Source organism: Actinomadura rupiterrae (assembly GCF_024172125.1).
In the GTDB taxonomy this organism is placed as follows: domain Bacteria; phylum Actinomycetota; class Actinomycetes; order Streptosporangiales; family Streptosporangiaceae; genus Spirillospora; species Spirillospora rupiterrae.
In genome coordinates this window covers 225,031-247,202 of record NZ_JAMZEA010000006.1, presented here as the reverse complement: position 1 = coordinate 247,202, position 22,172 = coordinate 225,031, and the positions used below count along the sequence as shown (strand labels likewise).

Here is a 22,172-nt window from a genome sequence, read left to right as displayed (position 1 = left end):
CTTAGTTGTCGTAGTTGACCGTGACGTCGTCGGTCTCGGCGAAGGACTGGCAGGTCAGCACGTAGCCTGCGTCGACCTCGGCCGGTTCGAGCGCGAAGTTGCGCCGCATGTGCACCTTCCCGGACGTCACCTGCGCCCGGCACGTCCCGCACACGCCGCCCTTGCACGCGAACGGCAGGTCGGGCCGGACCTGCTGGGCCGACTCCAGGACGGTCCGGTCGCGGGGGAGCGCGGCCGTCGTGGACCGCCCGTCCAGCGTGATCGTGACCTGGCTGACCGGGCCCTCGGGCGCGGCGTCTTCGTGCCGCAGCGGCGCGATCGGCTCGTCCTCGGCGAAGAACAGCTCGCGGTGGACGCGTTCCGCCGGCACCCCCAGGCCGTCCAGGACGCGGCGGGCGTCCTCGACCATCCCGATCGGGCCGCAGAGCCACCAGTGCGAGGCGTCCCGCAGGTCCAGGCCCTCGACGAGCGCTGCGAACCGGTCGGCGTCGAGCCGTCCGGACAGCAGCTCGGCCTCGCGCGGCTCCCGCGACAGGACGTGCGCGACCTGGAACCGGGCCGGATGCAGGTCCTTGATGTCGGCGATGTCCTCGGTGAACATCACCGTGTCGGTGCGCCGGTTGCCGTACAGCAGCGTGACATGGGTGTCAGGGTGCGCGGCCAGCGCGGACGAGGCGATCGACAGCATCGGCGTCACCCCCGACCCGGCCGCGACCAGGACGTGGTGGGCGGGCTCGCCGAGATCGGGCGTGAACGTGCCGGTCGGGCCCATCACCTCCACCTCGTCGCCCGCGCGCGCCTGGTTCACCAGCCACGACGAGAACAGGCCGCCCGGCACCTCGCGGACGCCGATCCGCGGCGGCGCACCGGCGGGTGCGCAGATCGAGTAAGAGCGGCGCTCGTCCCGGCCGTCCTCGACCCGGCGCAGCGTGAGCGCCTGACCGGGCCGGAACGCGAACTCCTCCGCCAGGCCGGGCGGCACGTCGAACGCGACGGCCACCGCGTCCGCGCACAGCCGCTCGATCCCCGCGATGCGCAGCCGGTGGAACGTCCGGCGGCGCCGGACGGGCACGGTGGTCGCCGGTGAGGTCACCCTAGATCTCCTTGACGTGCTCGAACGGTTCGGAACAGGAACGGCAGCGCCACAGCGCCTTGCACGCGGTGGACGAGAACCGGGACGTCTCCGCGGTGTCGCGCGACCCGCAGTTCGGGCACGGCACGGCCTCCCGGACGGCGCCCAGCACCAGCGGCACCGGCCCGGGCGAGGCATCGCGCTGGGCCGCGCCGGGCGGCGAGACGCCGTGCTCGGCCAGCTTCCGGCGGCCGTCCGCGCTGATCCAGTCCGTCGACCACGGCGGATCCAGGACGGTCCGGACCCGCACGTCCGCGAACCCCGCCTCGTGCAGCGACCGGACGACGTCCGCGCGCATCTCGGCCATCGCCGGGCAGCCGCTGTAGGTCGGGGTCAGCGCGACCGTCACCGAGCCGTCCGCGTCCTCCGCGACGTCCCGCAGGACGCCGAGGTCGGCCAGCGTCAGCATCGGCAGCTCCGGATCGACGACCCGCTCGGCCACCTCGCGCGCCGTCGTCTGCCGCGCCGTGCTCGCGCGCGCCGTCACCACTGGCCTCCCGGGAGGGCCCGCGCGACTTCCTGCATCTCGAACAGCAGCGGCGCGAGGCAGGGCGTGTGGTCCCCGGCGCGGCCGTCGCCCTCCAGCGACTCGGCCGCCGGAAGCTTCAGCGTCGCCGCGTCCGCGACCTGCGCGAGGACGGCTCCGACCTCGTCCCGGACGTCCGCTGCCCGGTACAGCTCCTCGATGTACGGCGCGACCGCGTCCAGGCCCTCCTGCATGCGGCGGTGCGACTCGTCCGTGCCGTCCCCGAGGCGGACGACCCACTCGGCCGCGTACTGCCGGTGGTAGGTCAGCTCCTTGACGCCCTTGGCCGCGACCGCGCGCAGCACCGGGTCGGCGTGCCCGGCGGCGAGCCGCTCGAACACCGCGAGCCGGTGCGCGGAGAACACCAGCAGCCGGGCCACCGAGAACGCGAAGTCGCCGTTCGGCAGCTCCACGAGCCGGACGTTCCGGAAGTCGTCGGATTCGCGCAGGTAGGCCAGGTCGTCCTCGGACCGTCCGGTGCCGTCCACCTGGCCGGCGCGGGTCAGCAGCAGCCGCGCCTGGCCGAGCAGGTCGAGGCCGATGTTCGCGAGCGCGACCTCCTCCTCCAGCTCGGGCGCGCGGGTGACCCACTCCGCCAGCCGCTGCGCGGCGATCAGCGCGTCGTCACCCAGCCCCAGGCACAGCGCGGCCAGTTCGGCGGGATCGACACCGTCCGGGACGGACGTGTCGACGCCGTGCAGGGGGTCCTCGAAGCCGGTCCCGAAGGCCCAGCGCGCGTCGTCCTGCTCCTCGGCGAGCGACAGGTACACGTGGTCGTCTTCGCGCATCGTCGCCTCCCTAGATGTGCGGGACGTCGTCGGGGATGTCGTAGAACGTCGGGTGCCGGTACACCTTGTCGCCGCTGGGCTGGAAGAACGGGTCCTTCTCGTCCGGCGTGGAGGCGGTGATGTCCGACGAGCGGACCACCCAGATCGACACGCCCTCGTTCCGCCGCGTGTACAGGTCGCGCGCGTGCGTCAGCGCCATCCGCTCGTCGGCCGCGTGCAGCGACCCGACGTGCACGTGGTTCAGCCCGCGCTTGCCGCGGACGAACACCTCGAACAGCGGCCACTCGTCCTTCACGACGCCTTCCTCTCACGCTTGGCGGCCTGCTTGGCGGCGTGGGCTGCCGCGGCCTCGCGGACCCACGCCCCGTCCTCGTGGGCGGTCCGGCGGCGCTCGATCCGCTCCTCGTTGCACGGGCCGTCCCCGCTGATCACGCGCTTCAGCTCGTCCCAGTCCGGGGTGCCGAAGTCGTGCCGCCCGCGCTCGGGGTTCCAGCGCAGCTCCGGGTCGGGCAGCGTGACGCCGAGCCTCTCCGCCTGCGGGACGGTCATGTCCACGAACCGCTGCCGCAGCTCGTCGTTGCTGTGCCGCTTGATCTTCCAGGCCATCGAGCGGGCCGAGTTCGGGGACGCCTCGTCCGGCGGGCCGAACATCATCAGCGACGGCCACCACCAGCGGTCCACGGCGTCCTGGACCATCGCGCGCTGCGCCTCGGTGCCGCGCATCATGGTCAGCAGCAGCTCGTAGCCCTGCCGCTGGTGGAACGACTCCTCCTTGCAGATCCGGACCATCGCGCGCGCGTACGGGCCGAAGCTGCTGCGGCACAGCGGCACCTGGTTGCAGATCGCGGCGCCGTCCACCAGCCAGCCGATCACCCCGACGTCGGCGAACGACAGGGTCGGGTAGTTGAAGATCGACGAGTACTTCTGCCGGCCCTCGATCAGCCGCCGGGTCAGGTCGGCGCGGTCCACGCCGAGCGTCTCGGCGGCCGCGTACAGGTAGAGCCCGTGGCCCGCCTCGTCCTGCACCTTGGCGAACAGGATCGCCTTGCGGCGCAGCGACGGCGCGCGGGTGATCCAGGCGCCCTCGGGCTGCATCCCGATGATCTCCGAGTGCGCGTGCTGCGCGATCTGCCGGACGAGGGTCCTGCGGTAGGCGTCCGGCATCCAGTCGCGCGGCTCGATCCGCCGGTCGTGCGCGATCACCCCGTCGAAGTGCGCTTCGAGGCGGTCCTCGCCCGCCTCGGCGCCCGCGCCGGTCGCGGTCTGCGTCATCGGCCCCACTTCCTTACCGACCATTCGTTCAGTAATTAGTCTGGGGGATGGCACCCGTCCACGGCAAGACACCCCGGAGGTACCCGGCATGACCGACACGCAGGATGGCCCGGTGCGGGCGATGATGGACGCCGACCGGGCCTCCGCCGCCCTGGGTATCGAGGTGACCGGCTCCGGCCCCGGCACCGCCGACCTGCGGATGACCGTGACCGACACCATGGTCAACGGGCACGGCCTCGCGCACGGCGGCTACGTCTTCCTGCTGGCCGACACCGCCTTTGCTTGCGCCTGCAACAGCCACGGGCCGGTCACCGTCGCCGCCGGAGCCGACATCACCTTCGTCGCGCCCGCCTACGCCGGGGACGTCCTGCGCGCCGTCGCCCGCGAGCGCGTCCGGTACGGCCGCAGCGGCGTCTACGACGTCACGGTCCTCCGCGGGGACGAGGTCGTCGCCGAGTTCCGGGGCAGGTCGCGCGAGCTGTCCCGGCGTGGGAACGGTCCCGAGGCTGTGTCACAGTGACGGGCATGAGCACCCCACCGGTCACGGGAGGACGGCGCGGACGCCCCGGCTACGACCGCGCCACCCTGCTGGACGTCGCCGTCGCGGCCTTCAACGAGCGTGGCTACGACGGCACGGGCATGGAGGAGCTGTCCCGGCGGCTCGGCATCACCAAGTCCGCGATCTACCACCACGTGACCGGCAAGGAGGAGCTGCTCGAACTGGCCGTTAACCGCGCCCTGGACGCGCTGTTCGCCGTCCTGGACGCCGAGCTCGACCGGCCCGTCACCGCCACCGAGCGGCTGGAGCGGACCGTCCGGGGCGCCGTCCGCGTCCTGGTGGACGAGCAGCCCTACGTGACGCTGCTGCTGCGCGTGCGCGGCAACTCCCCGGTCGAGCGCCGCGCCCTGGAGCGCCGCCGCGAGTTCGACCACCGCGTCGCCGACCTGGTCGCGCACGCCGCCGCCGAGGGCGGGGTCCGCGACGACGTACCGCCGGGCTTCGCCGGACGCGTCCTGTTCGGCGCGGTCAACTCCCTCACCGAGTGGTACCGCCCGGAAGGCGGCATGACCCGCGACGCCGTGGCGGACGGCCTGGCCTCCCTGCTCTTCGAGGGCCTCCGCCGCCCGTCCTAGCGCGCGGCGGCGGGGCGGCGGCGCCTGCGGACGCGCGCGGGTCGCCCGTCCTCAGCCTGCCCAGCACTTGGTGACGCGGGCGCCCTCGACGGTGAAGTTGATCCGGCCCTGCCGGTACTCCATCGTCACCATCGAGTCCGGTTCCAGCCGCCGGACGGCCGTCCAGCCGCGCGTCCGGGCCCGCTGCTCGGCCTCGTCGGCGTCCAGGCCCTCGTAGGCGGCGAGCGCCTCGTCCCGCTCCGGCTGCTCCAGTTCCATGCCGCCATGATCCGTCCGGCATCCGCCCAGGTCAACCGGCCCCCGCCCGCAGGCTCATCGCGCCCTGACGATAGGTTCTCCGCTCCGGCCCCCGCCCCCCTGTGCCGGGGCCGACGCATGTCATTTACCTACCCCTCGAAAGGCAAGGCAGGCATGTCGGAGGAAGGCACGCGGAAGCACCCCGTGGACGAGGTGCTCCCCCTGCCCAAGCTGGCCCTCTACGGATTCCAGCACGTCCTGGCGTTCTACGCCGGAGCCGTCGTCGTCCCCATCCTGGTGGCGAGCGGCATCGGGCTGTCCCCCCAGCAGCTCGTGTACCTGATCAACGCCGACCTGTTCACCTGCGGCATCGCCACGATCATCCAGGCCTGGGGCTTCTGGAGGATCGGCGTGCGGCTGCCCATCGTGCAGGGCGTCACCTTCACCGCGGTCGCCCCGATGATCGCCATCGGGCAGGGCGCGGCCACCCCCACCGCCGCGCTGCTCGCGATCTACGGCGCGACCATCACCTCCGGCGTCGTGATGTTCCTCGCCGCGCCGTTCCTCGGCCGGGTACTGCGGCTGTTCCCGCCGGTCGTCACCGGCACGGTGCTGACGATCATGGGCCTGCTCCTCATCCCGAACGCGCTCACCGACGCCGCCGGCGGCGCGGCGCTCAAGGGCAAGCCCGAGTTCGGCAGCTGGAAGCACCTGGCCTATGCGGGTGGAACGGTCCTGTTCATCCTCGTGCTCTACCGGCTGCGGCGGCCGTTCCTGTCCAGCGTCGCCGTGCTGCTCGGCCTCGTCGGCGGGACGGCCCTGTCGTACGCGCTCGGCGACAGCTCGTTCGACCAGGTCGGACGGTCGCACTGGTTCGGCGTCACGACCCCGTTCCACTACGGGACGCCGACCTTCCACATCGGCGCGGTCGTCGCGATGCTGCTGGTGATGCTGGTCACCGTCGTCGAGACCGTCGGCGACTCCAAGGCCACCGGCGAGATCGTCGGGAAGCCCGTCAGCGACGGCGACGTCACCCGCGCGCTGCGCGCGGACGGCCTGTCCACCGTCCTCGGCGGCGCGCTCAACGCCTTCCCCTACACCTGCTTCGCGCAGAACGTCGGCCTCGTCCGGCTCACCGGCGTCCGCAGCCGGTTCGTCGTGGTCGCCGCCGGGTTCATCATGATGGTCCTCGGCCTGTTCCCGAAGGCCGCCGCGTACGTCGCGTCCATCCCGCCGGACGTGCTGGGCGGCGCGGCCATGACCATGTTCGGCATGGTCGCGGTCGTCGGCATCCAGACGCTCGCCCAGGCCGACCTGCGCGACGAGCGCAACGCCCTGATCGTCGGGGTGAGCATCGGGATCGCGTTCGTCCCGGCCACGGTCCCGGCGTTCGGCGAGCACATGCCGCGCGACGTCGCCGCCATCCTGAACAGCGGCATCACCCTGGGCAGCATCACCGCGATCCTGCTGAACCTGGTGTTCAACGTCCTGACCCGCAGGCCCCCGGCCCCCGTCGAGGAACCGGCGCCCGCCACCGCGTCCTGACGCGTCCCTGCGCCACCGGCCGGGCCCTGTCAGCCGACTGACAGGGCCCGGCCGCTTTTCATCACTTTGCACCTATGACGCACGGGTGTCTCCTGTCACATTTCGGGTCACACGCCGGTCGGCACCGGCCGTCCGGCGGACCCGAGGAGGTCCAGGTGAGAATCCCGCGCGCGCTTGCCGTGGTCTCGGCCGTGCTGGCCGCAGCCACGGCCGCGCTCCCGGCCGGAACGGCACGGGCGGACTCCGTCCCGCCCGAGAAGGACGCCTTCTACCAGCCGCCCGCCCCGCTCCCGCCGGGACGTCCCGGCGACGTCATCCGGTCCCGCACCGCGAACTACCCGATGTCCTCGTCCGTGACGTCCACCCAGGTGCTCTACCGGTCGGTGAACGCGACCGGCCAGGACATCGCCGTCTCCGGGACGGTCCTGGTGCCCAAGGCGCCGTGGTCCGGCGGCGGCGCCCGCCCGCTGATCTCCTACGCGGTCGGGACGCGCGGCATCGGCGACGAGTGCGCCCCGTCCTACACGCTGTCGCAGGGGCTCGACTACGAGCAGTTCTTCATCAACGACCTGCTGAACAAGGGCTGGGCCGTCGCCGTCACCGACATGGAGGGCCTCGGCACCCCCGGCATCCACACCTACACCGTCGGGCAGTCCGAGGGGCGCGCCGTCCTCGACATGGCCCGCGCCGCCGAGCGGCTTCCGTCGTCCGGACTGCCCGCCGACACCCCCGTCGGGCTGCTGGGCTACTCGCAGGGCGGCGGGTCCACCGGCTGGGCCGCCCAGCTCGCCGCGTCCTACGCGCCCGAGCTCAAGATCAAGGGCGCGAGCGCGGGCGGCGTCCCCGGTGACCTGGTCGCGGTCGGCAAGTCCCTGGACGGCGGCCTCGGCATGGGCCTGGCGTTCCTGTCCGCCGTCGGCTACGACACCGCCTACCCCGAGCTGAAGCTGGACGGCTACCTGAACGACGCGGGCCGCAAGCTGCTCGCCGCCGACAAGGACGTGTGCCTGCTCAGCGCGGACGGCGTCGGCGCGATCGGGAACACCGCGTTCCGCCACATCACCGACTTCACCACCAAGAGCCCCCTGGACTCCCCGGCCTGGCTCGCCCGCTTCGCGGAGAACAAGCTCGGTGGGACCAAGCCGTCCATGCCGGTCTTCCAGGGCCACGCCGCGCTCGACGAGCTCGTCCCGTACGGGCAGGCCGACGAGCTGCACAAGACCTGGTGCAAGGCCGGGACGAACCTGACCTGGCAGACCTACCCCTTCGCCGAGCACGCCCTCGGCCTGCCCATGTCCTGGCCGGACGAGACCAACTTCCTCAGCGACCGGTTCCAGGGCAAGCCCACCAGCGGCAACTGCTGAGCCACCCCCTCGCTCCCGCCGCCGTCCGGACGCTGGATAGGCCGCGCGCCGGGTGAATATGCTTCGCACGCCCGCCGGACCACAAACAGTGCATATCCGGCGGGCACGCGCAGCGTTCGTCCGAGCAGGGGAGGTGTGGTGGCGGGCCACATGACACCGGAGGAGTTCCGGCGGTACGGCAAGCAGGTCATCGACTGGATCGCGGACTACCACGAGTCGATCGAGTCCAGGCCCGTGATGTCGCAGGCGAAGCCGGGCGACCTGCTCGCCGCCCTCCCCGAGCGCCCGCCGGAGAAGGGCGAGGGCTTCGACGGCCTGCTCGCCGACCTCGAACGGGACGTCATGCCGGGCATCACCCACTGGCAGCACCCCTCGTTCTTCGGCTACTTCCCGGCCAACTCCACCGGCCCGAGCATCCTCGGCGATCTGCTGTCGGCCGGGCTGGGCGTCCAGGGCATGATGTGGGCCACCAGCCCCGCCGCCACCGAACTGGAGACCCGCGTCGCGGACTGGATGGCCGACCTGCTCGGCCTGCCCGCCGCCTTCCGCGGCAACGGCGTGATCCAGGACTCGGCGTCAAGCGCCTGCCTCGTCGCGCTGCTGTCCGCCCTGAACAAGGCCGGCGGCGGCACCCCCGGACGGGACGGCATCGACCGCCGCTACACCCTCTACATCAGCTCGCAGACCCACTCGTCCCTGGAGAAGGCCGCCCGCGTCGCCGGAGTCGGCGCGAACAACGTCCGCGTCGTGGACGTCGACCCGGACACCCTCGCCATGGACCCGGCCCACCTCGACGCGCTCCTCACCTCCGACGCCGCGTCCGGCGCCACGCCCGCCATGGTCTGCGCGACCGTCGGCACCACGTCCACCACGGCCATCGACTCCGTGCCCGCGATCGGCGAGGTCTGCCGCAAACACGGCGTCTGGCTGCACGTGGACGCCGCCTATGCGGGTGTCGCCGCGGTCTGCCCCGAGTTCCGCTGGATCAACGACGGGCTCGCCGAGTACGCCGCGTCCTACTCGACCAACCCGCACAAGTGGCTGCTCACCAACTTCGACTGCACCCTGCTCTGGATGGCCGACCGCGCCCCCATGCTGGACGCCCTGTCGATCCTCCCCGAGTACCTGCGGAACCAGGCCTCCACCTCGGGCGAGGTCATCGACTACCGCGACTGGCAGATCCCGCTCGGACGCCGCTTCCGCGCCCTGAAGCTCTGGTCGGTCATCCGCTGGTACGGCGCCGAAGGACTCCGCGACCACATCCGCAGCGGGAGCGGCCTCGCCGACGAGCTCGCCGAGATGATCGGCGCCGACCCGCGCTTCGAGGTCCGCGCCGACCACCCGTTCGGCCTGGTCTGCTTCCGCCCGCTGTGGGAAGGCCTGGACACCGAGGCGGCCAACGACGCCACGCTCGCCGCGATGCACCGGCTCAACGCGTCCGGCGACCTGCTCCTCAGCCACACCAAGATCGGCGGGCACGTCCTGCTCCGGATCGCGATCGGCGCCCCGCAGACGGGACGCGCCCACATCCAGGCCGCCTGGACGCGCATCCTCGAAGAAACCACCTCGTGACCGCTGGGACGGGCCGCTTTCTTCCTCGCACCGGCCCGTCCCGCTCACTTCATTAGTCGGCTCAGCTGGCCACTTGACCAGCGGTTCCGCGCCCAGCTGTGTGGGGGCCGGTTCAGACACCGGCCCAGTGCTCGGCGATGGTGGACGCCGCCGCCAGGCCCTGGTCCCGGCCGGCCTTGGCGGACGGCGTGCGGGTCCCGGGGGAGAGCGGGTCCGTTCCGAACGCCGCGAGGGACGCGTCGTCCGCGGCGATGACGTCCACGACCGCCCCGGCGTCCCGCAGCGCCGCCACCTGGCCGTCCAGCGCCGGATCGGCCAGCGGCGCCACCACCAGGACGATGTCGAACCCGGCCGCCAGATCGGCGTTCACGATCGACCGGATGCCGCCGTCGATGTACCGGACGTCACCGACCGTCACCGGAGGCCAGATCCCCGGGACGGCGCAGCTCGCGGCCACGGCGTCCACCAGCGGCACACCGGAGTCCTTCGTCCAGACCACCGGCGCGCCCGTCGTGGCGTTCACCGCCGTGATCTGCAGCGGACGCTCCGGCCACTCGTGGACCGGAAGCCGCCCCTCGACCACCGCGTACCGCTCCTTCTCCGAGACGGTCTCGGTGGCCAGGGCGGCGGCACCGATCTGGCGCCGGACCTCGCCGACGTCCGAGTACTCGGCCTGGATCCTGGTCATCTCCTCCCACACATGCTCAAGCGAAACCCCCTCCGGGACGAACTCGTAGTTCTGCAGGGCGGGATCGACCTGCCGCTCGTACAGCTCGCCGGCCGAGAGCCCCGTCCCGACCTGGGCCGCCACCGCCGAACCGGCCGAAGTCCCCACGAGGAGGTCCGCACCGAGAACGTCCGCTCCGCCCTCGGCCAGCCCCGCGAGCACCCCGGCCTCCCAGGCGATGCCCGCTACACCGCCCCCGCCCAGCACCAGCGCCGTCCGTCCCGCCACGGTCCCCTCCCGAAGATCACTCGTCACCATGGACGCGGCAGCGCCGCGACCACGGGATGTATTCCACGCGGCGCGTGGTTTGACATCCGTCCGGCGGGGCACGTAGGTTGTCTCTTCGTCCCCACGGGATGCAGGACGCGCGTTCACGCTGCGGCCGACCGGGGGAAACCTCATCACGATCTTCAGGGCGCGGCATTCAGCCATGCCCTGCGTGATGTCGCCATCGGAAAAGCGCCGATTTTGCGAATCGGTGCGGGTCTGGTGAAATGGCAGGGCCCGCGCAGAACGGCCGCGAAAGCGGACGGGAAGCGCGGAATCGGAATCGCCCGGAAATTGACAAGCCGGACGGAACTGATAAAGTAAGCGAGTCGCCACGGAGCGAAGCCGCAGAGGGATCTGCGGGGGAGCGCGTGGGTGTCCGTTTCTTGAGAACTCAACAGCGTGTTAAAAGCCAGTGCCTTTATCGATCAGGCAGGTTTGCCTGATCGCCCCGCACTCCGAGCCTCTGGTTCGGGGTGGGGATTTCTTTGAGGCAAGCGATCCTTTGGATTGCTTTGCTGGGATCTTCGGATCCTTCATGAGGTTTGGCTGCCTGGGGTTCGCCCCCTGGGTGGTCGTTGGACCTTGATGGAGAGTTTGATCCTGGCTCAGGACGAACGCTGGCGGCGTGCTTAACACATGCAAGTCGAGCGGAAAGGCCCCTTCGGGGGTACTCGAGCGGCGAACGGGTGAGTAACACGTGAGCAACCTGCCCCTGACTCTGGGATAAGCCTGGGAAACTGGGTCTAATACCGGATGCGACACACTCTCGCATGGGATGTGTGTGGAAAGTTTTTCGGTTGGGGATGGGCTCGCGGCCTATCAGCTTGTTGGTGGGGTGATGGCCTACCAAGGCGACGACGGGTAACCGGCCTGAGAGGGCGACCGGTCACACTGGGACTGAGACACGGCCCAGACTCCTACGGGAGGCAGCAGTGGGGAATATTGCGCAATGGGCGGAAGCCTGACGCAGCGACGCCGCGTGGGGGATGACGGCCTTCGGGTTGTAAACCCCTTTCAGCACCGACGAAGCTAACGTGACGGTAGGTGCAGAAGAAGCGCCGGCTAACTACGTGCCAGCAGCCGCGGTAATACGTAGGGCGCAAGCGTTGTCCGGAATTATTGGGCGTAAAGAGCTCGTAGGCGGCTTGTCGCGTCGGGTGTGAAAGCCCACGGCTTAACCGTGGGTCTGCATTCGATACGGGCAGGCTAGAGGCAGGTAGGGGAGCATGGAATTCCCGGTGTAGCGGTGAAATGCGCAGATATCGGGAGGAACACCGGTGGCGAAGGCGGTGCTCTGGGCCTGTACTGACGCTGAGGAGCGAAAGCGTGGGGAGCGAACAGGATTAGATACCCTGGTAGTCCACGCCGTAAACGTTGGGCGCTAGGTGTGGGGTTCTTCCACGGATTCCGCGCCGTAGCTAACGCATTAAGCGCCCCGCCTGGGGAGTACGGCCGCAAGGCTAAAACTCAAAGGAATTGACGGGGGCCCGCACAAGCGGCGGAGCATGTTGCTTAATTCGACGCAACGCGAAGAACCTTACCAAGGCTTGACATCGCCCATGCCCCCCTGGAGACAGGGGTTCCTTTAGTGGGTGGGTGACAGGTGGTGCATGGCTGTCGTCAGCTCGTGTCGTGAGATGTTGGGTTAAGTCCCGCAACGAGCGCAACCCTCGTTCCATGTTGCCAGCACGCTCCTTCGGGGGTGGTGGGGACTCATGGGAGACCGCCGGGGTCAACTCGGAGGAAGGTGGGGATGACGTCAAGTCATCATGCCCCTTATGTCTTGGGCTGCAAACATGCTACAATGGCCGGTACAGAGGGCAGCGATACCGTGAGGTGGAGCGAATCCCGTAAAGCCGGTCTCAGTTCGGATTGGGGTCTGCAACTCGACCCCATGAAGTCGGAGTCGCTAGTAATCGCAGATCAGCAACGCTGCGGTGAATACGTTCCCGGGCCTTGTACACACCGCCCGTCACGTCACGAAAGTCGGCAACACCCGAAGCCCGTGGCCCAACCCGCAAGGGGGGGAGCGGTCGAAGGTGGGGCCGGCGATTGGGACGAAGTCGTAACAAGGTAGCCGTACCGGAAGGTGCGGCTGGATCACCTCCTTTCTAAGGAGCACCAACTGGCCAGGACGCTCGGGGCAACCTGGGGTCATGGTCGGTGGCCATCATCAGCGGCGCACGTCCGCTGGATGGCTGCTCATAGATGTGGAGCACTGGCTACTCAGTCCGCAGGTCATGCGGTCTCGCTAGTACCGCCCCGCAAGGGGAGGGGAACGGGAGTCCCGGGTGGTCGGCAGGCTGGACACGCTGTTGGGTCCTGAAGGAACGGACACGTTGAGTGTCCGGGACTTCTGGACTGCGGGACTGGATGACGGCCGAACGGGATCCGTTCGGCCGCGCTGGTAGGCCCGGTTGTTTTTTGAGAACTACACAGTGGACGCGAGCATCTCTGAACGAGACTCCTTTGTGAGTTTTGTTCTCTGTTGCGATTTGTTTGATCGTTTTGTGTGTTCAAGTTTTTAAGGGCATACGGTGGATGCCTTGGCATCAGGAGCCGATGAAGGACGTGGGAGCCTGCGATATGCCTCGGGGAGTCGGCAACCAGACTTTGATCCGGGGATTTCCGAATGGGGGAACCTGGCACTCGTCATGGGGTGTCGCCGCCGGTTGAATGTATAGGCCGGTTGGTGGGAACGCGGGGAAGTGAAACATCTCAGTACCCGCAGGAAGAGAAAACAATAGTGATTCCGTGAGTAGTGGTGAGCGAAAGCGGAGGAGCCTAAACCGTGCGCGTGTGATACCTGGCAGGGGTTGCGTGTGCGGGGTTGTGGGACCACCCTGTTGAGACTGCCATCTCGACGAGGAGTTACAAACTGCTGGGATAGTTGAACGGCTTGGGATGGCCGACCGTAGACGGTGAGAGTCCGGTAGACGAAATTCCAGTGGCTTCTGGGTGTGTTCCCGAGTAGCACGAGGCCCGTGAAATCTCGTGTGAATCTGCCACGACCACGTGGTAAGGCTGAATACTTCCTGATGACCGATAGCGGACCAGTACCGTGAGGGAAAGGTGAAAAGTGCCCCGGTGAGGGGTCGTGAAATAGTACCTGAAACCGTGTGCCTACAAGCCGTCAGAGCGTCCTCACAGGGTTTCGGCTCTGTGTTCGTGATGGCGTGCCTTTTGAAGAATGAGCCTGCGAGTTATGGTGTGTGGCGAGGTTAACCAGTGGTGGGTAGCCGTAGCGAAAGCGAGTCTGAAGAGGGCGTTTGAGTCGCATGCTGTAGACCCGAAGCGGGGTGATCTAGCCATGGGCAGGGTGAAGCGCCGGTAAGACGGTGTGGAGGCCCGAACCCACCAGGGTTGAAAACCTGGGGGATGACCTGTGGTTAGGGGTGAAAGGCCAATCAAACTCCGTGATAGCTGGTTCTCCCCGAAATGCATTTAGGTGCAGCGTTGCGTGTTTCTTGCCGGAGGTAGAGCTACTGGATGGCCGATGGGCCCGACAAGGTTACTGACGTCAGCCAAACTCCGAATGCCGGTAAGTGAGAGCGTGGCAGTGAGACTGCGGGGGATAAGCTTCGTAGTCGAGAGGGAAACAGCCCAGATCATCGGCTAAGGCCCCTAAGCGTGTGCTAAGTGGTAAAGGATGTGGAGTTGCCGTGACAACCAGGAGGTTGGCTTAGAAGCAGCCATCCTTGAAAGAGTGCGTAATAGCTCACTGGTCAAGTGATTCCGCGCCGACAATGTAGCGGGGCTCAAGCACACCGCCGAAGCCGTGGCATTCAAGCGTCTGCTTGGATGGGTAGGGGAGCGTCCTGCATCCTAAGAAGCCGTCGAGTGATCGTGCGGTGGAGGGTGTGGGAGTGAGAATGCAGGCATGAGTAGCGAATCACACGTGAGAAACGTGTGCGCCGGATGACCAAGGGTTCCTGGGGCAGGCTAATCCGCCCAGGGTAAGTCGGGACCTAAGGCGAGGCCGACAGGCGTAGTCGATGGACAACGGGTTGATATTCCCGTACCCGCTGGTACGCGCCAACGCCGAGCCCGTTGATGCTAACCACCCGAACCACCTTACGAGCCTTCGGGCTTGTTCGTGTGGGGAGCGTGGGGCCCGATGCGGTAGTAGGTGAGCGATGGGGTGACGCAGGAGGGTAGCTCAGCCCGGGCGATGGTTGTCCCGGGGTAAGCCTGTAGCCCGGACCGTAGGCAAATCCGCGGTCTGTGAAGGGTGAGAGGTGATGCCGAGCCGTTTTTGGTGAAGTGAGTGATCCCATGCTGCCGAGAAAAGCCTCTAGTGAGTGTGCCGGCGGCCCGTACCCTAAACCGACTCAGGTGGTCAGGTAGAGAATACCAAGGCGATCGGGTGAACTGTGGTTAAGGAACTCGGCAAATTGCCCCCGTAACTTTGGGAGAAGGGGGACCATGCCCGGTGACCGGTCTTGCACCGTGAGCTGGGGGTGGTCGCAGAGGCCAGGGGGAAGCGACTGTTTACTAAAAACACAGGTCCGTGCGAAGTCGTAAGACGCTGTATACGGACTGACGCCTGCCCGGTGCCGGAACGTTAAGAGGACCGGTTAGAAGTTTCGACTTCGAGGCTGAGAATCTAAGCGCCGGTAAACGGCGGTGGTAACTATAACCATCCTAAGGTAGCGAAATTCCTTGTCGGGTAAGTTCCGACCTGCACGAATGGCGTAACGACTTCCCCGCTGTCTCAACCACAGGCCCGGCGAAATTGCAGTACGAGTAAAGATGCTCGTTTCGCGCAGCAGGACGGAAAGACCCCGGGACCTTCACTATAGCTTGGCATTGGCGTTTGATGTGTCTTGTGTAGGATAGGTGGGAGACTGTGAAGCGGGCACGCCAGTGTTCGTGGAGTCGTTGGTGAAATACCACTCTGGTCGCCTTAGACGTCTAACCCGCACCCGTGGATCCGGGTGGGGGACAGTGCCTGGTGGGTAGTTTAACTGGGGCGGTTGCCTCCTAAAGAGTAACGGAGGCGCCCAAAGGTTCCCTCAGCCTGGTTGGTCATCAGGTGGTGAGTGCAAGGGCACAAGGGAGCTTGACTGTGAGACCGACAGGTCGAGCAGGTGCGAAAGCAGGGCCTAGTGATCCGGCACCGGCGTGTGGAAGCGGTGTCGCTCAACGGCTAAAAGGTACCCCGGGGATAACAGGCTGATCTTCCCCAAGAGTCCATATCGACGGGATGGTTTGGCACCTCGATGTCGGCTCGTCGCATCCTGGGGCTGGAGTAGGTCCCAAGGGTTGGGCTGTTCGCCCATTAAAGCGGCACGCGAGCTGGGTTTAGAACGTCGCGAGACAGTTCGGTCCCTATCCGCTGTGCGCGTAGGAGAATTGATGAGGGTCTGTCCCTAGTACGAGAGGACCGGGACGGACGAACCTCTGGTGTGCCAGTTGTCCCGCCAGGGGCATGGCTGGTTGGCTACGTTCGGTCGGGATAACCGCTGAAAGCATCTAAGCGGGAAGCCTTCCTCGAGATGAGTTCTCCCACACCTTCGGGTGTGTAAGGCCCCCAAGAGACGATTGGGTTGATAGGCCGGGGATGGAAGCGCGGTAACGTGTGGAGTCGACCGGTACTAATAGGCCGAGTGGCTTGAACACACATAGCGTTCAAACCAATCGCTGCGTTAAATGAGATGATTCGCGTCCCTGTGTGGTTCCCAGAAAACAACTGGGTTCCGCTACAACAACATACCGAGCCTGGCTCGGACGAGACTTGCCGCACCCTGCGGGTGTGTGCGTTGATCGTTCGGTGGTTATGGCGAGGGGGAAACACCCGGTCCCATCCCGAACCCGGTAGTTAAGCCCCTCAGCGCCGATGGTACTGCATGGGAGACTGTGTGGGAGAGTAGGACGCCGCCGGACTATAATTGTCGAGGGTCGCCCCGATTCGGGGGCGGCCCTCGACTCATGTATGGGACCTGTCAAAGTAGGCTGCAAGGGTCCATCGAAGTACCGAGAAGTGACGGACGTGATGAGCGCGGAAGAGGACGGCCGAGGCGAAGAAGGCCGCGAACGACGGAGCAAGAACGGCGGGCAGGGGGAGCCCGGCCGTCGTGCGGGCGGTGCCCGTGGCGGCTTCGGGGGCAACGGCCCCCGGCGTGACGGCGGGTCGCGCGGCGGCGCGCCGCGCTCCGGCGGTGAACGCGGCCGCTTCGGCGGGGACCGCGGCCGGCCTGGTGGTCCGGGCTCTCGCGGAGGCTCGTTCTCCGGTGGCCGGGGCAACCAGGGCGGCGGCTGGCGGGACCGGCCGGGCGGGCAGCGCGATGAGCGCGACCAGGGTCGTCCGTTCCGCGGGTCCGACGACCGGCGCGGGCCCGGCGGCGATGACCGCCGCGAGGGCCGTCCCGGTGGCGGGCGCTTCCAGGGCGGCGGCCAGGGCCGTCGTTTCGAGGACCGCGGCGACCGGCGTTTCGGCGACCGCGACGACCGTGGCGGTAGGGACGACCGGCGCTCCGGCGGAAGCGACGACCGTGGCGGTCGGCGCTTCGAGGGGCGCGGAGACAGCCGGCCCGGTGGCGGAGGCTTCCGCCAGGGCGGCCGTCCCCAGGGCGATCGGCGTCCGGGCGGGTTCCGCCAGGACCGCGACGAGCGTTCCGGCGGCGGCTTCCGCGACCGTGACGACCGTCGTGGCGGCGGCCGTTACGAGGACCGTGGCGGCGAGCGCCGTGGCGGCTTCCAGGGTCGTGATGGCGGGCGCGGCGGCTTCCAGGGACGTGACGACCGCCGTGGCGGTGGGTTCCAGGGACGTGACGACAGGCGTGGTGGCGGTTTCCAAGGCCGCGACGATCGCCGTACCGGCCCGCAGGACCGCGATGACCGTCGTGGTGGCTTCCAGGGCCGCGATGACCGCCGCGAGGGATACCAGGGGCGGGACGACCGTTCTGGTGGTTTCCAGGGCCGTGGCGAGCGCTCCGGCGGTTTCCAGGGACGCGATGGCGGGCGCGGCGGTTACCAGGGCCGCGATGACCGACGCGGCGGGTTCCAAGGCCGTGACGATCGTCGTGGCGGGTTCCAGAGCCGCGACGACCGCCGTGGCGGTCCCCAGGACCGGGACGACCGGCGTGGTGGCTATCAGGGCCGCGATGACCGTCGTGGTGGCTTCCAGGGACGTGACGACCGCGGTACGGGTTCTCAGGACCGGGACGAGCGTCGTGGTGGCTTCCAGGACCGTGGCGGCGAGCGTCGTGGCGGTTTCCAGGGACGCGATGGCGGACGTGGCGGTGACGCCCGTGGTGGTGGCTTCCGGGGACGGGACGACCGTCGCGGTGGCTTCCAGGACCGTGGCGGCGAGCGTCGTGGCGGTTACCAGGGCCGGGACGATCGGCGTGGCGGGTTCCAGGGGCGGGATGACCGTCGTGAGGGCTCCCAAGGGCGCGAGGAGCGTTCCGGCGGGTACCGCGACCGGGATGACCGCCGTGGGGGCGGTGGCTACCAGGGCCGTGGCGGACGTCGTCCGCAGGACGGCGAGCGCCGGTCGTACGGGCCGCCGCACCGCCGGGACGAGGGCGAGCGTCCGGCGCCGAAGCACGACGATCCGGTGCTGCCGGACGATGTGACCGGTGCCGAGCTGGACGAGGAGGCCCTTGAGGAGCTTCGCACGCTGCCCAAGGACCTCGCGGCCCGGGTGGCTCGGCATCTGGTGATGGCCGGCCGGCTGGCCGAGGACGACCCGGAGACGGCGTACAAGCACGCGCGTGCGGCGCGCCGCCTGGCCTCGCGGGTCGGGATCGTCCGGGAGGCGGCCGGGCTCGCGGCGTACGCGGCGGGCGAGTGGGCCGACGCCCTCGCCGAGCTGCGCGCGGCGCGGCGCCTGGGCGCCGGCGACGAGGCGTACCTGCCGGTGATGGCCGACGCCGAGCGCGGTCTGGGCCGTCCGGAGCGGGCACTGGACGTGATCAAGTCGCCGGAGGCGGCGCGTCTGGACCAGATGGGCGCGGTCGAGCTGCGGATCGTGGAGTCCGGCGTCCGCCGGGACCTCGGCCAGTTCGACGCGGCCGTGGTGACGCTCCAGGTGCCGGAGTTGCGCGACCGCAGGCTGCGTCCGTGGTCGGCGCGCCTGTTCTACGCCTACGCCGACGCGCTGGTCGATGCCGGTCGCGAGGAGGAGGCCTCCGAGTGGTTCGCCCGCTCGGCGGCGGCCGACCGCGACGGCGAGACCGACGCGGCCGAGCGCTACGCCGAGCTCGAAGGCCTGGACATCCTCGACACCGAGGACGACGGGACCGAGGAGATCACCGACGGCGAGGCCGAGTCCGCGCCGGAGACGGCCGAGGCGGTCGACGTCGACGAGGCGTCCGCCGAGGTCCCGGTCGAGGACGACCCGCGGGTCGAGGAGGAGCCGGACGCACCGGAGGTCTACGAAGGCGACGACGCCGTCGCCGACGCGGCCGCCGCTCCGGCCCCGGTCTTCCTGGAGCCGAAGGTCGAGAACGCCGAGCCGCCCGCAGAGCCCGAGGCCGAGGACGACGAGGACGAGGACGACGCGGACGAGGCGTCTGCCAAGGACGCGTCCGACGAGACCGCCGCCGCCCCGAAGGCTGACGAGGCGAAGCCCAAGGACGACCCCTCAGCCTGAGCACGAGCAAGAACCGCGTGAGCGGGCCTTCCGACGGATCATCCGCCGGAGGGCCCGCTCACGCGTTTCCGGGGTGTTCGCGTCCCGAAGAGTCAGGCGTGCCGGTTGAGGGCGTGGATGATGCCGGCGACGTTGCTCTCGGTGCTGTTGAGGATCTCGTACTTGAGGGCCAGGTCCGGGTCGACGTCCTCGGCGGTGATCTTGTAGCGGTCGTCGGTGCGGTCGCGGACCATGGCTACGGCGTGGTCGAGTTCGGGGCTCTCGTCCTGCGCGGCGCGGACGGCGTCCACCCACACGCGCAGCTCCTCGGCTGACCGGTCGAGGGTGTCCTGGACCTCGGTGACCGGCCCGTAGTGGGCGAAGAGCAGGCGGGACGGCTGGAGCGCCTTGAACTTGTCCAGCGAGCCGAGCGCGGTGTCGAGGTCGAAGTCCGGCGGCGGCGTCGCGGGCCGGACGTCGGCCGTCTCGGGGATGTAGATCCCGGCGGCGTCGCCGACGTAGAGATCGCCGGTGGCCGAGTCGACCAGGCCGACGTGGTGCTTGGCGTGGCCGGGGGAGTAGTGCGACTCCAACCGGCGCCCGCCGCCGAGGTCGATCACGCCGGTGTCCTCCACGGCGCGGATGCGGGCGGCCTCGGTGGGCTTCAGCTCGCCGAACAGGGTGTCGAGCATGTCGCCGTAGACCATCCGGGCGCTGCGCATGAGCCGTTCCGGGCTGGCGAGGTGCCGCGCGCCCTTCTCGTGCACGACGACCTCGGCGTCCGGGTACAGCTCGGCGATGTCGCCGACGCCCCCGGCGTGGTCGAGGTGGATGTGGGTGACCACGACGGTCGCCAGGTCGGACGCGGCGACACCGAGCTCGTCCAGGGCGCGCTTCACGACCGGCGCGGACCCGGCCGTCCCCGGCTCGACCAGGCAGGGACGGTCGGACAGGATCAGGTAGCCGGCGGTGATGCCGCTGAAGCCCGCCATCCTGGTGTCGATCTCGTAGACGTCGCCGCCCAGCGGTGTGATCGTGGTCTTGGTGTCCATGCCCCGATCATCGCGCCGGGACGGCCCGTTTCTCCAGCCCCCGGCCCCGGAGACCGGTCGCGCCGCGGCCCCGCGGGCTCCCGAGACCGCTCAGCGCGGGTTCTCGTGCGCAATGAGCAGGTCCCCATGCGTGGCGGACGGTCAGCGGAGGTCGCCGGCGGCGTGCAGGTCGTCGAAGATCAGCCGGACGGCCGGGGAGACGGACCCGCGGTCGGCGTAGCGCAGCCAGCGCGTCTCGGCGATCTCGGCGGCCGGTGCCAGCGCGCCCGCGTAGTCGGCGGCGTAGCAGGTCATCCGGACGACGGTGCCCTCGTCCTTGCCGTGCGCCTGGGCCTCCCAGGTGCCGACGTGCCGCAGCGTCGCCGGGTCCAGCGCGACGGTCAGCTCCTCGGCGATCTCGCGCAGCAGGGTCTGCTCGTCGGTCTCGCCCGGCTCCCGCTTGCCGCCGGGCAGGTAGTAGGAGTCCTTGCCATGCGAGCGGGCGCCGAGGACCCGGCCCTGTTCGAGCCGCAGCCACGCCACCTTGTCGATCAGTCGTCCCACGGCCCCGACCGTACCCGACCGGTTCCGGCGCGGCGCCCGCGCACCCCGCGGGTCAGGGCGGCGCCAGGAGGCGGAAGATCATGCCCATGCGCGGTTTGGGGCCGAACGAGGTGGACTTGCGCGGGACGCGCTCGCCGTTGCCCGCGACGGCCAGGACGTCCTCGAACCTCATCGGGTTGAGGATCACGGCGGTGCCGCCGGCCTGGCGGGCCCGGTCGAGCGCGGCGGCGGGATCGTCGTGGACGACCTCGACGCTGCGCTCGTTCTCCGGGACGCCCCAGACCCCCGCGATCAGCAGGTGGTCCAGGACGGCGGTGTCGAGGCCCTGCCAGCGCGGGGAGCGGTCCGGCGGCATGACGGCCGCCAGCCGCGCGGGGTCGGGGTCGGTGAGCAGGTGCAGGCCGTCCCCGCCGCCGAGCAGGAACGCCGGACGGTCCGCCGCGTCCGTGAGGGCTTCCAGGGCCAGCGGGAGCGAGTCCGGCAGGGACGTGACGTCCAGGACGCCCTTGGCCCGTTCCAGCGCCCGCCGCGGCGGCAGGCCGGGCAGGACGCGGTGGATGGCCCCCAGGCGCGGCGGGTAGCGGGTCGAGTCGACCAGCAGCGCGAGGCCGTGGTCCCACGGGCCGTCGCCGAAGCCGGAGCGGTGGTAGCGGGCCTGGAGCGTCCGGTAGGTGGCGTAGCGGTGGTGGCCGTCGGCGATCAGCGCCTGGCGCCCGCGCAGGTCGGCGGAGATCCGCGCGACCCGGACCGGGTCGGTGATCCGCCACATCCGGTGCACCAGGCCGTCCGCGGCGGTGAACTCCATGAGCGGGGGCGCCGCGGCGGCCTCGTCCACGATCCGGGCCGCGTCGCCGCCGCCCTCGTGGATCAGGAAGATCGGCTCCAGGTTGGCGCGCGCCTCGCTCATCAGGGCGAGCCGGTCGCGGACCGGGCCGGGGTAGACGTCCTCGTGCGGGAGGATCACGCCCTGCGACTCGGGGCGGAGCCCGACCGCGCCGACCAGGCCGCGCTGGAGCACCGCCGGGCCGTCCGCGGCCTCGTAGACGTACAGGGCGGGGTCGGCGTCGACGCTGAGCACGCCCTCGTCCAGCCAGCGGCGCAGCGTCTCGCCCGCCTCGCGGTACCCGCCGCCGGGCTGGCCGGGCAGGATCAGCCGGACGAAGTTGTGCCCGCCCTCCGACAGCAGCCGCCGCCGCTCGGCGTCGTCGATGAGGTCGTAGGGCGGCGTGGTGACCGTGGCCAGGTCGCCGACCACGGACGGGTCGAACCGGACGCCGCGGAACGGCGCCAGCTCCAGCCCCGCACCGGCCGCGGGCCCGGACGCGCCGAAGACGCGCGCACTGAACTCCTCCGAGGTCGTCGTCGGTCCGGAGGGGAGGTCTCGTTCCACTGTGGGCATGGTAACCGCCGGAGGGGATTCCCCCGGCGGCCG

The 22,172-nt window shown here is 69.5% G+C and carries 17 protein-coding genes and 3 rRNA genes; 9 read left to right on the top strand and 11 right to left on the bottom strand.

Features of this window, described 5'->3' with window-relative positions; all coding sequences use genetic code 11:
* Position 1: 1 nt before the first annotated feature.
* Genes paaE through paaA form a run of 5 tightly spaced genes read right to left on the bottom strand, consistent with a single transcriptional unit; the run spans position 2 to position 3,718 of the window.
* On the bottom strand, positions 2–1,093 hold the full coding sequence (gene paaE / locus FHU30_RS21865) for a 1,2-phenylacetyl-CoA epoxidase subunit PaaE (RefSeq protein ID WP_253878400.1): 1,092 nt from the start codon (positions 1,091–1,093) through the stop codon (positions 2–4).
* Between the two features lies 1 nt (position 1,094).
* Complete coding sequence (gene paaD / locus FHU30_RS21860; RefSeq protein ID WP_372503932.1) at positions 1,095–1,622, bottom strand: 1,2-phenylacetyl-CoA epoxidase subunit PaaD; 528 nt, start codon at positions 1,620–1,622, stop codon at positions 1,095–1,097.
* Positions 1,616–2,446 (bottom strand): 1,2-phenylacetyl-CoA epoxidase subunit PaaC, encoded by an 831-nt coding sequence (gene paaC / locus FHU30_RS21855; protein ID WP_253878398.1) that lies wholly within the window; start codon positions 2,444–2,446, stop codon positions 1,616–1,618. Before paaC ends, paaD begins: the two co-directional genes overlap by 7 nt.
* 10 nt (positions 2,447–2,456) lie before the next feature.
* The gene (gene paaB, locus FHU30_RS21850; RefSeq protein WP_253878397.1) at positions 2,457–2,741 is read right to left on the bottom strand and encodes a 1,2-phenylacetyl-CoA epoxidase subunit PaaB; all 285 of its coding nucleotides are present in this window, start codon (positions 2,739–2,741) and stop codon (positions 2,457–2,459) included.
* Entirely contained in the window at positions 2,738–3,718 is a 981-nt protein-coding gene (gene paaA / locus FHU30_RS21845; RefSeq protein WP_253878396.1) for a 1,2-phenylacetyl-CoA epoxidase subunit PaaA, read from the bottom strand. Before paaA ends, paaB begins: the two co-directional genes overlap by 4 nt.
* 88 nt (positions 3,719–3,806) lie before the next feature.
* Between paaA and paaI the strand changes: the two genes are divergently transcribed.
* The gene (gene paaI, locus FHU30_RS21840) at positions 3,807–4,238 is read left to right on the top strand and encodes a hydroxyphenylacetyl-CoA thioesterase PaaI (RefSeq protein WP_253878395.1); all 432 of its coding nucleotides are present in this window, start codon (positions 3,807–3,809) and stop codon (positions 4,236–4,238) included.
* 5 nt (positions 4,239–4,243) lie between these two features.
* Complete coding sequence (locus tag FHU30_RS21835) at positions 4,244–4,852, top strand: TetR/AcrR family transcriptional regulator (protein ID WP_253878394.1); 609 nt, start codon at positions 4,244–4,246, stop codon at positions 4,850–4,852.
* A 51-nt stretch (positions 4,853–4,903) separates the two neighbouring features.
* Here FHU30_RS21835 and FHU30_RS21830 read toward each other — a convergent pair whose 3' ends face one another.
* Positions 4,904–5,110, bottom strand: a complete 207-nt coding sequence (locus tag FHU30_RS21830) for an I78 family peptidase inhibitor (protein WP_253878393.1) — start codon at positions 5,108–5,110, stop codon at positions 4,904–4,906.
* Between the two features lie 153 nt (positions 5,111–5,263).
* On the opposite strand from FHU30_RS21830, the gene FHU30_RS21825 reads away from it, so the two are divergent.
* The 3 genes from FHU30_RS21825 (at position 5,264) to FHU30_RS21815 (ending at position 9,570) form a co-directional block, all read left to right on the top strand.
* Positions 5,264–6,634, top strand: coding sequence for a nucleobase:cation symporter-2 family protein (locus tag FHU30_RS21825; protein ID WP_253878392.1), 1,371 nt, complete (start codon positions 5,264–5,266; stop codon positions 6,632–6,634).
* Between the two features lie 155 nt (positions 6,635–6,789).
* Positions 6,790–7,998 (top strand): lipase family protein, encoded by a 1,209-nt coding sequence (locus FHU30_RS21820; RefSeq protein WP_253878391.1) that lies wholly within the window; start codon positions 6,790–6,792, stop codon positions 7,996–7,998.
* Between the two features lie 138 nt (positions 7,999–8,136).
* On the top strand, positions 8,137–9,570 hold the full coding sequence (locus FHU30_RS21815) for an aminotransferase class I/II-fold pyridoxal phosphate-dependent enzyme (RefSeq protein WP_253878390.1): 1,434 nt from the start codon (positions 8,137–8,139) through the stop codon (positions 9,568–9,570).
* A gap of 112 nt (positions 9,571–9,682) precedes the next feature.
* Here the strand turns inward: FHU30_RS21815 and FHU30_RS21810 are convergent, their stop codons facing one another.
* The gene (locus tag FHU30_RS21810) at positions 9,683–10,525 is read right to left on the bottom strand and encodes a patatin-like phospholipase family protein (RefSeq protein ID WP_253878389.1); all 843 of its coding nucleotides are present in this window, start codon (positions 10,523–10,525) and stop codon (positions 9,683–9,685) included.
* Positions 10,526–11,149: 624 nt separating this feature from the next.
* Between FHU30_RS21810 and FHU30_RS21805 the strand changes: the two genes are divergently transcribed.
* From FHU30_RS21805 to rrf, 3 genes are all read left to right on the top strand, one after another.
* A 16S ribosomal RNA gene (locus FHU30_RS21805) occupies positions 11,150–12,678 on the top strand.
* A gap of 403 nt (positions 12,679–13,081) precedes the next feature.
* Positions 13,082–16,189, top strand: a 23S ribosomal RNA gene (locus tag FHU30_RS21800).
* A gap of 147 nt (positions 16,190–16,336) precedes the next feature.
* Positions 16,337–16,453 (top strand): 5S ribosomal RNA (rrf, locus tag FHU30_RS21795).
* The 16S, 23S and 5S rRNA genes sit together here, the layout of an rRNA operon.
* A 43-nt stretch (positions 16,454–16,496) precedes the next feature.
* On the opposite strand, the gene FHU30_RS21790 is transcribed toward rrf, so the two are convergent.
* On the bottom strand, positions 16,497–18,227 hold the full coding sequence (locus FHU30_RS21790; protein ID WP_253878388.1) for a hypothetical protein: 1,731 nt from the start codon (positions 18,225–18,227) through the stop codon (positions 16,497–16,499).
* On the opposite strand from FHU30_RS21790, the gene FHU30_RS21785 reads away from it, so the two are divergent.
* Positions 18,216–19,166, top strand: coding sequence for a hypothetical protein (locus FHU30_RS21785; RefSeq protein WP_253878387.1), 951 nt, complete (start codon positions 18,216–18,218; stop codon positions 19,164–19,166). The two genes, FHU30_RS21790 and FHU30_RS21785, sit on opposite strands and share 12 nt — an antisense overlap.
* 92 nt (positions 19,167–19,258) lie before the next feature.
* Here the strand turns inward: FHU30_RS21785 and FHU30_RS21780 are convergent, their stop codons facing one another.
* The 3 genes from FHU30_RS21780 to FHU30_RS21770 form a co-directional block, all read right to left on the bottom strand.
* Positions 19,259–20,197: an MBL fold metallo-hydrolase gene (locus tag FHU30_RS21780; protein ID WP_253878386.1), complete on the bottom strand. Its 939-nt coding sequence runs from the start codon at positions 20,195–20,197 to the stop codon at positions 19,259–19,261.
* Positions 20,198–20,338: 141 nt separating this feature from the next.
* Complete coding sequence (locus FHU30_RS21775) at positions 20,339–20,740, bottom strand: NUDIX hydrolase (protein ID WP_253878385.1); 402 nt, start codon at positions 20,738–20,740, stop codon at positions 20,339–20,341.
* 52 nt (positions 20,741–20,792) lie between these two features.
* The gene (locus FHU30_RS21770) at positions 20,793–22,139 is read right to left on the bottom strand and encodes a DUF1015 family protein (RefSeq protein ID WP_253878384.1); all 1,347 of its coding nucleotides are present in this window, start codon (positions 22,137–22,139) and stop codon (positions 20,793–20,795) included.
* Positions 22,140–22,172 lie beyond the last annotated feature (33 nt).

What these genes read in the sequence shown, in the direction of transcription:
- paaC (WP_253878398.1), bottom strand. Translation starts at nt 2,446, where the DNA reads ATGCGCGAAGACGACCACGTGTACCTGTCGCTCGCCGAGGAGCAGGAC.
- paaA (WP_253878396.1), bottom strand. Translation starts at nt 3,718, where the DNA reads ATGACGCAGACCGCGACCGGCGCGGGCGCCGAGGCGGGCGAGGACCGC.
- paaI (WP_253878395.1), top strand. Translation starts at nt 3,807, where the DNA reads ATGACCGACACGCAGGATGGCCCGGTGCGGGCGATGATGGACGCCGAC.
- FHU30_RS21835 (WP_253878394.1), top strand. Translation starts at nt 4,244, where the DNA reads ATGAGCACCCCACCGGTCACGGGAGGACGGCGCGGACGCCCCGGCTAC.
- FHU30_RS21830 (WP_253878393.1), bottom strand. Translation starts at nt 5,110, where the DNA reads ATGGAACTGGAGCAGCCGGAGCGGGACGAGGCGCTCGCCGCCTACGAG.
- FHU30_RS21825 (WP_253878392.1), top strand. Translation starts at nt 5,264, where the DNA reads ATGTCGGAGGAAGGCACGCGGAAGCACCCCGTGGACGAGGTGCTCCCC.
- FHU30_RS21790 (WP_253878388.1), bottom strand. Translation starts at nt 18,227, where the DNA reads ATGCCGAGCCACCCGGGCCGCGAGGTCCTTGGGCAGCGTGCGAAGCTC.
- FHU30_RS21780 (WP_253878386.1), bottom strand. Translation starts at nt 20,197, where the DNA reads ATGGACACCAAGACCACGATCACACCGCTGGGCGGCGACGTCTACGAG.
- FHU30_RS21770 (WP_253878384.1), bottom strand. Translation starts at nt 22,139, where the DNA reads ATGCCCACAGTGGAACGAGACCTCCCCTCCGGACCGACGACGACCTCG.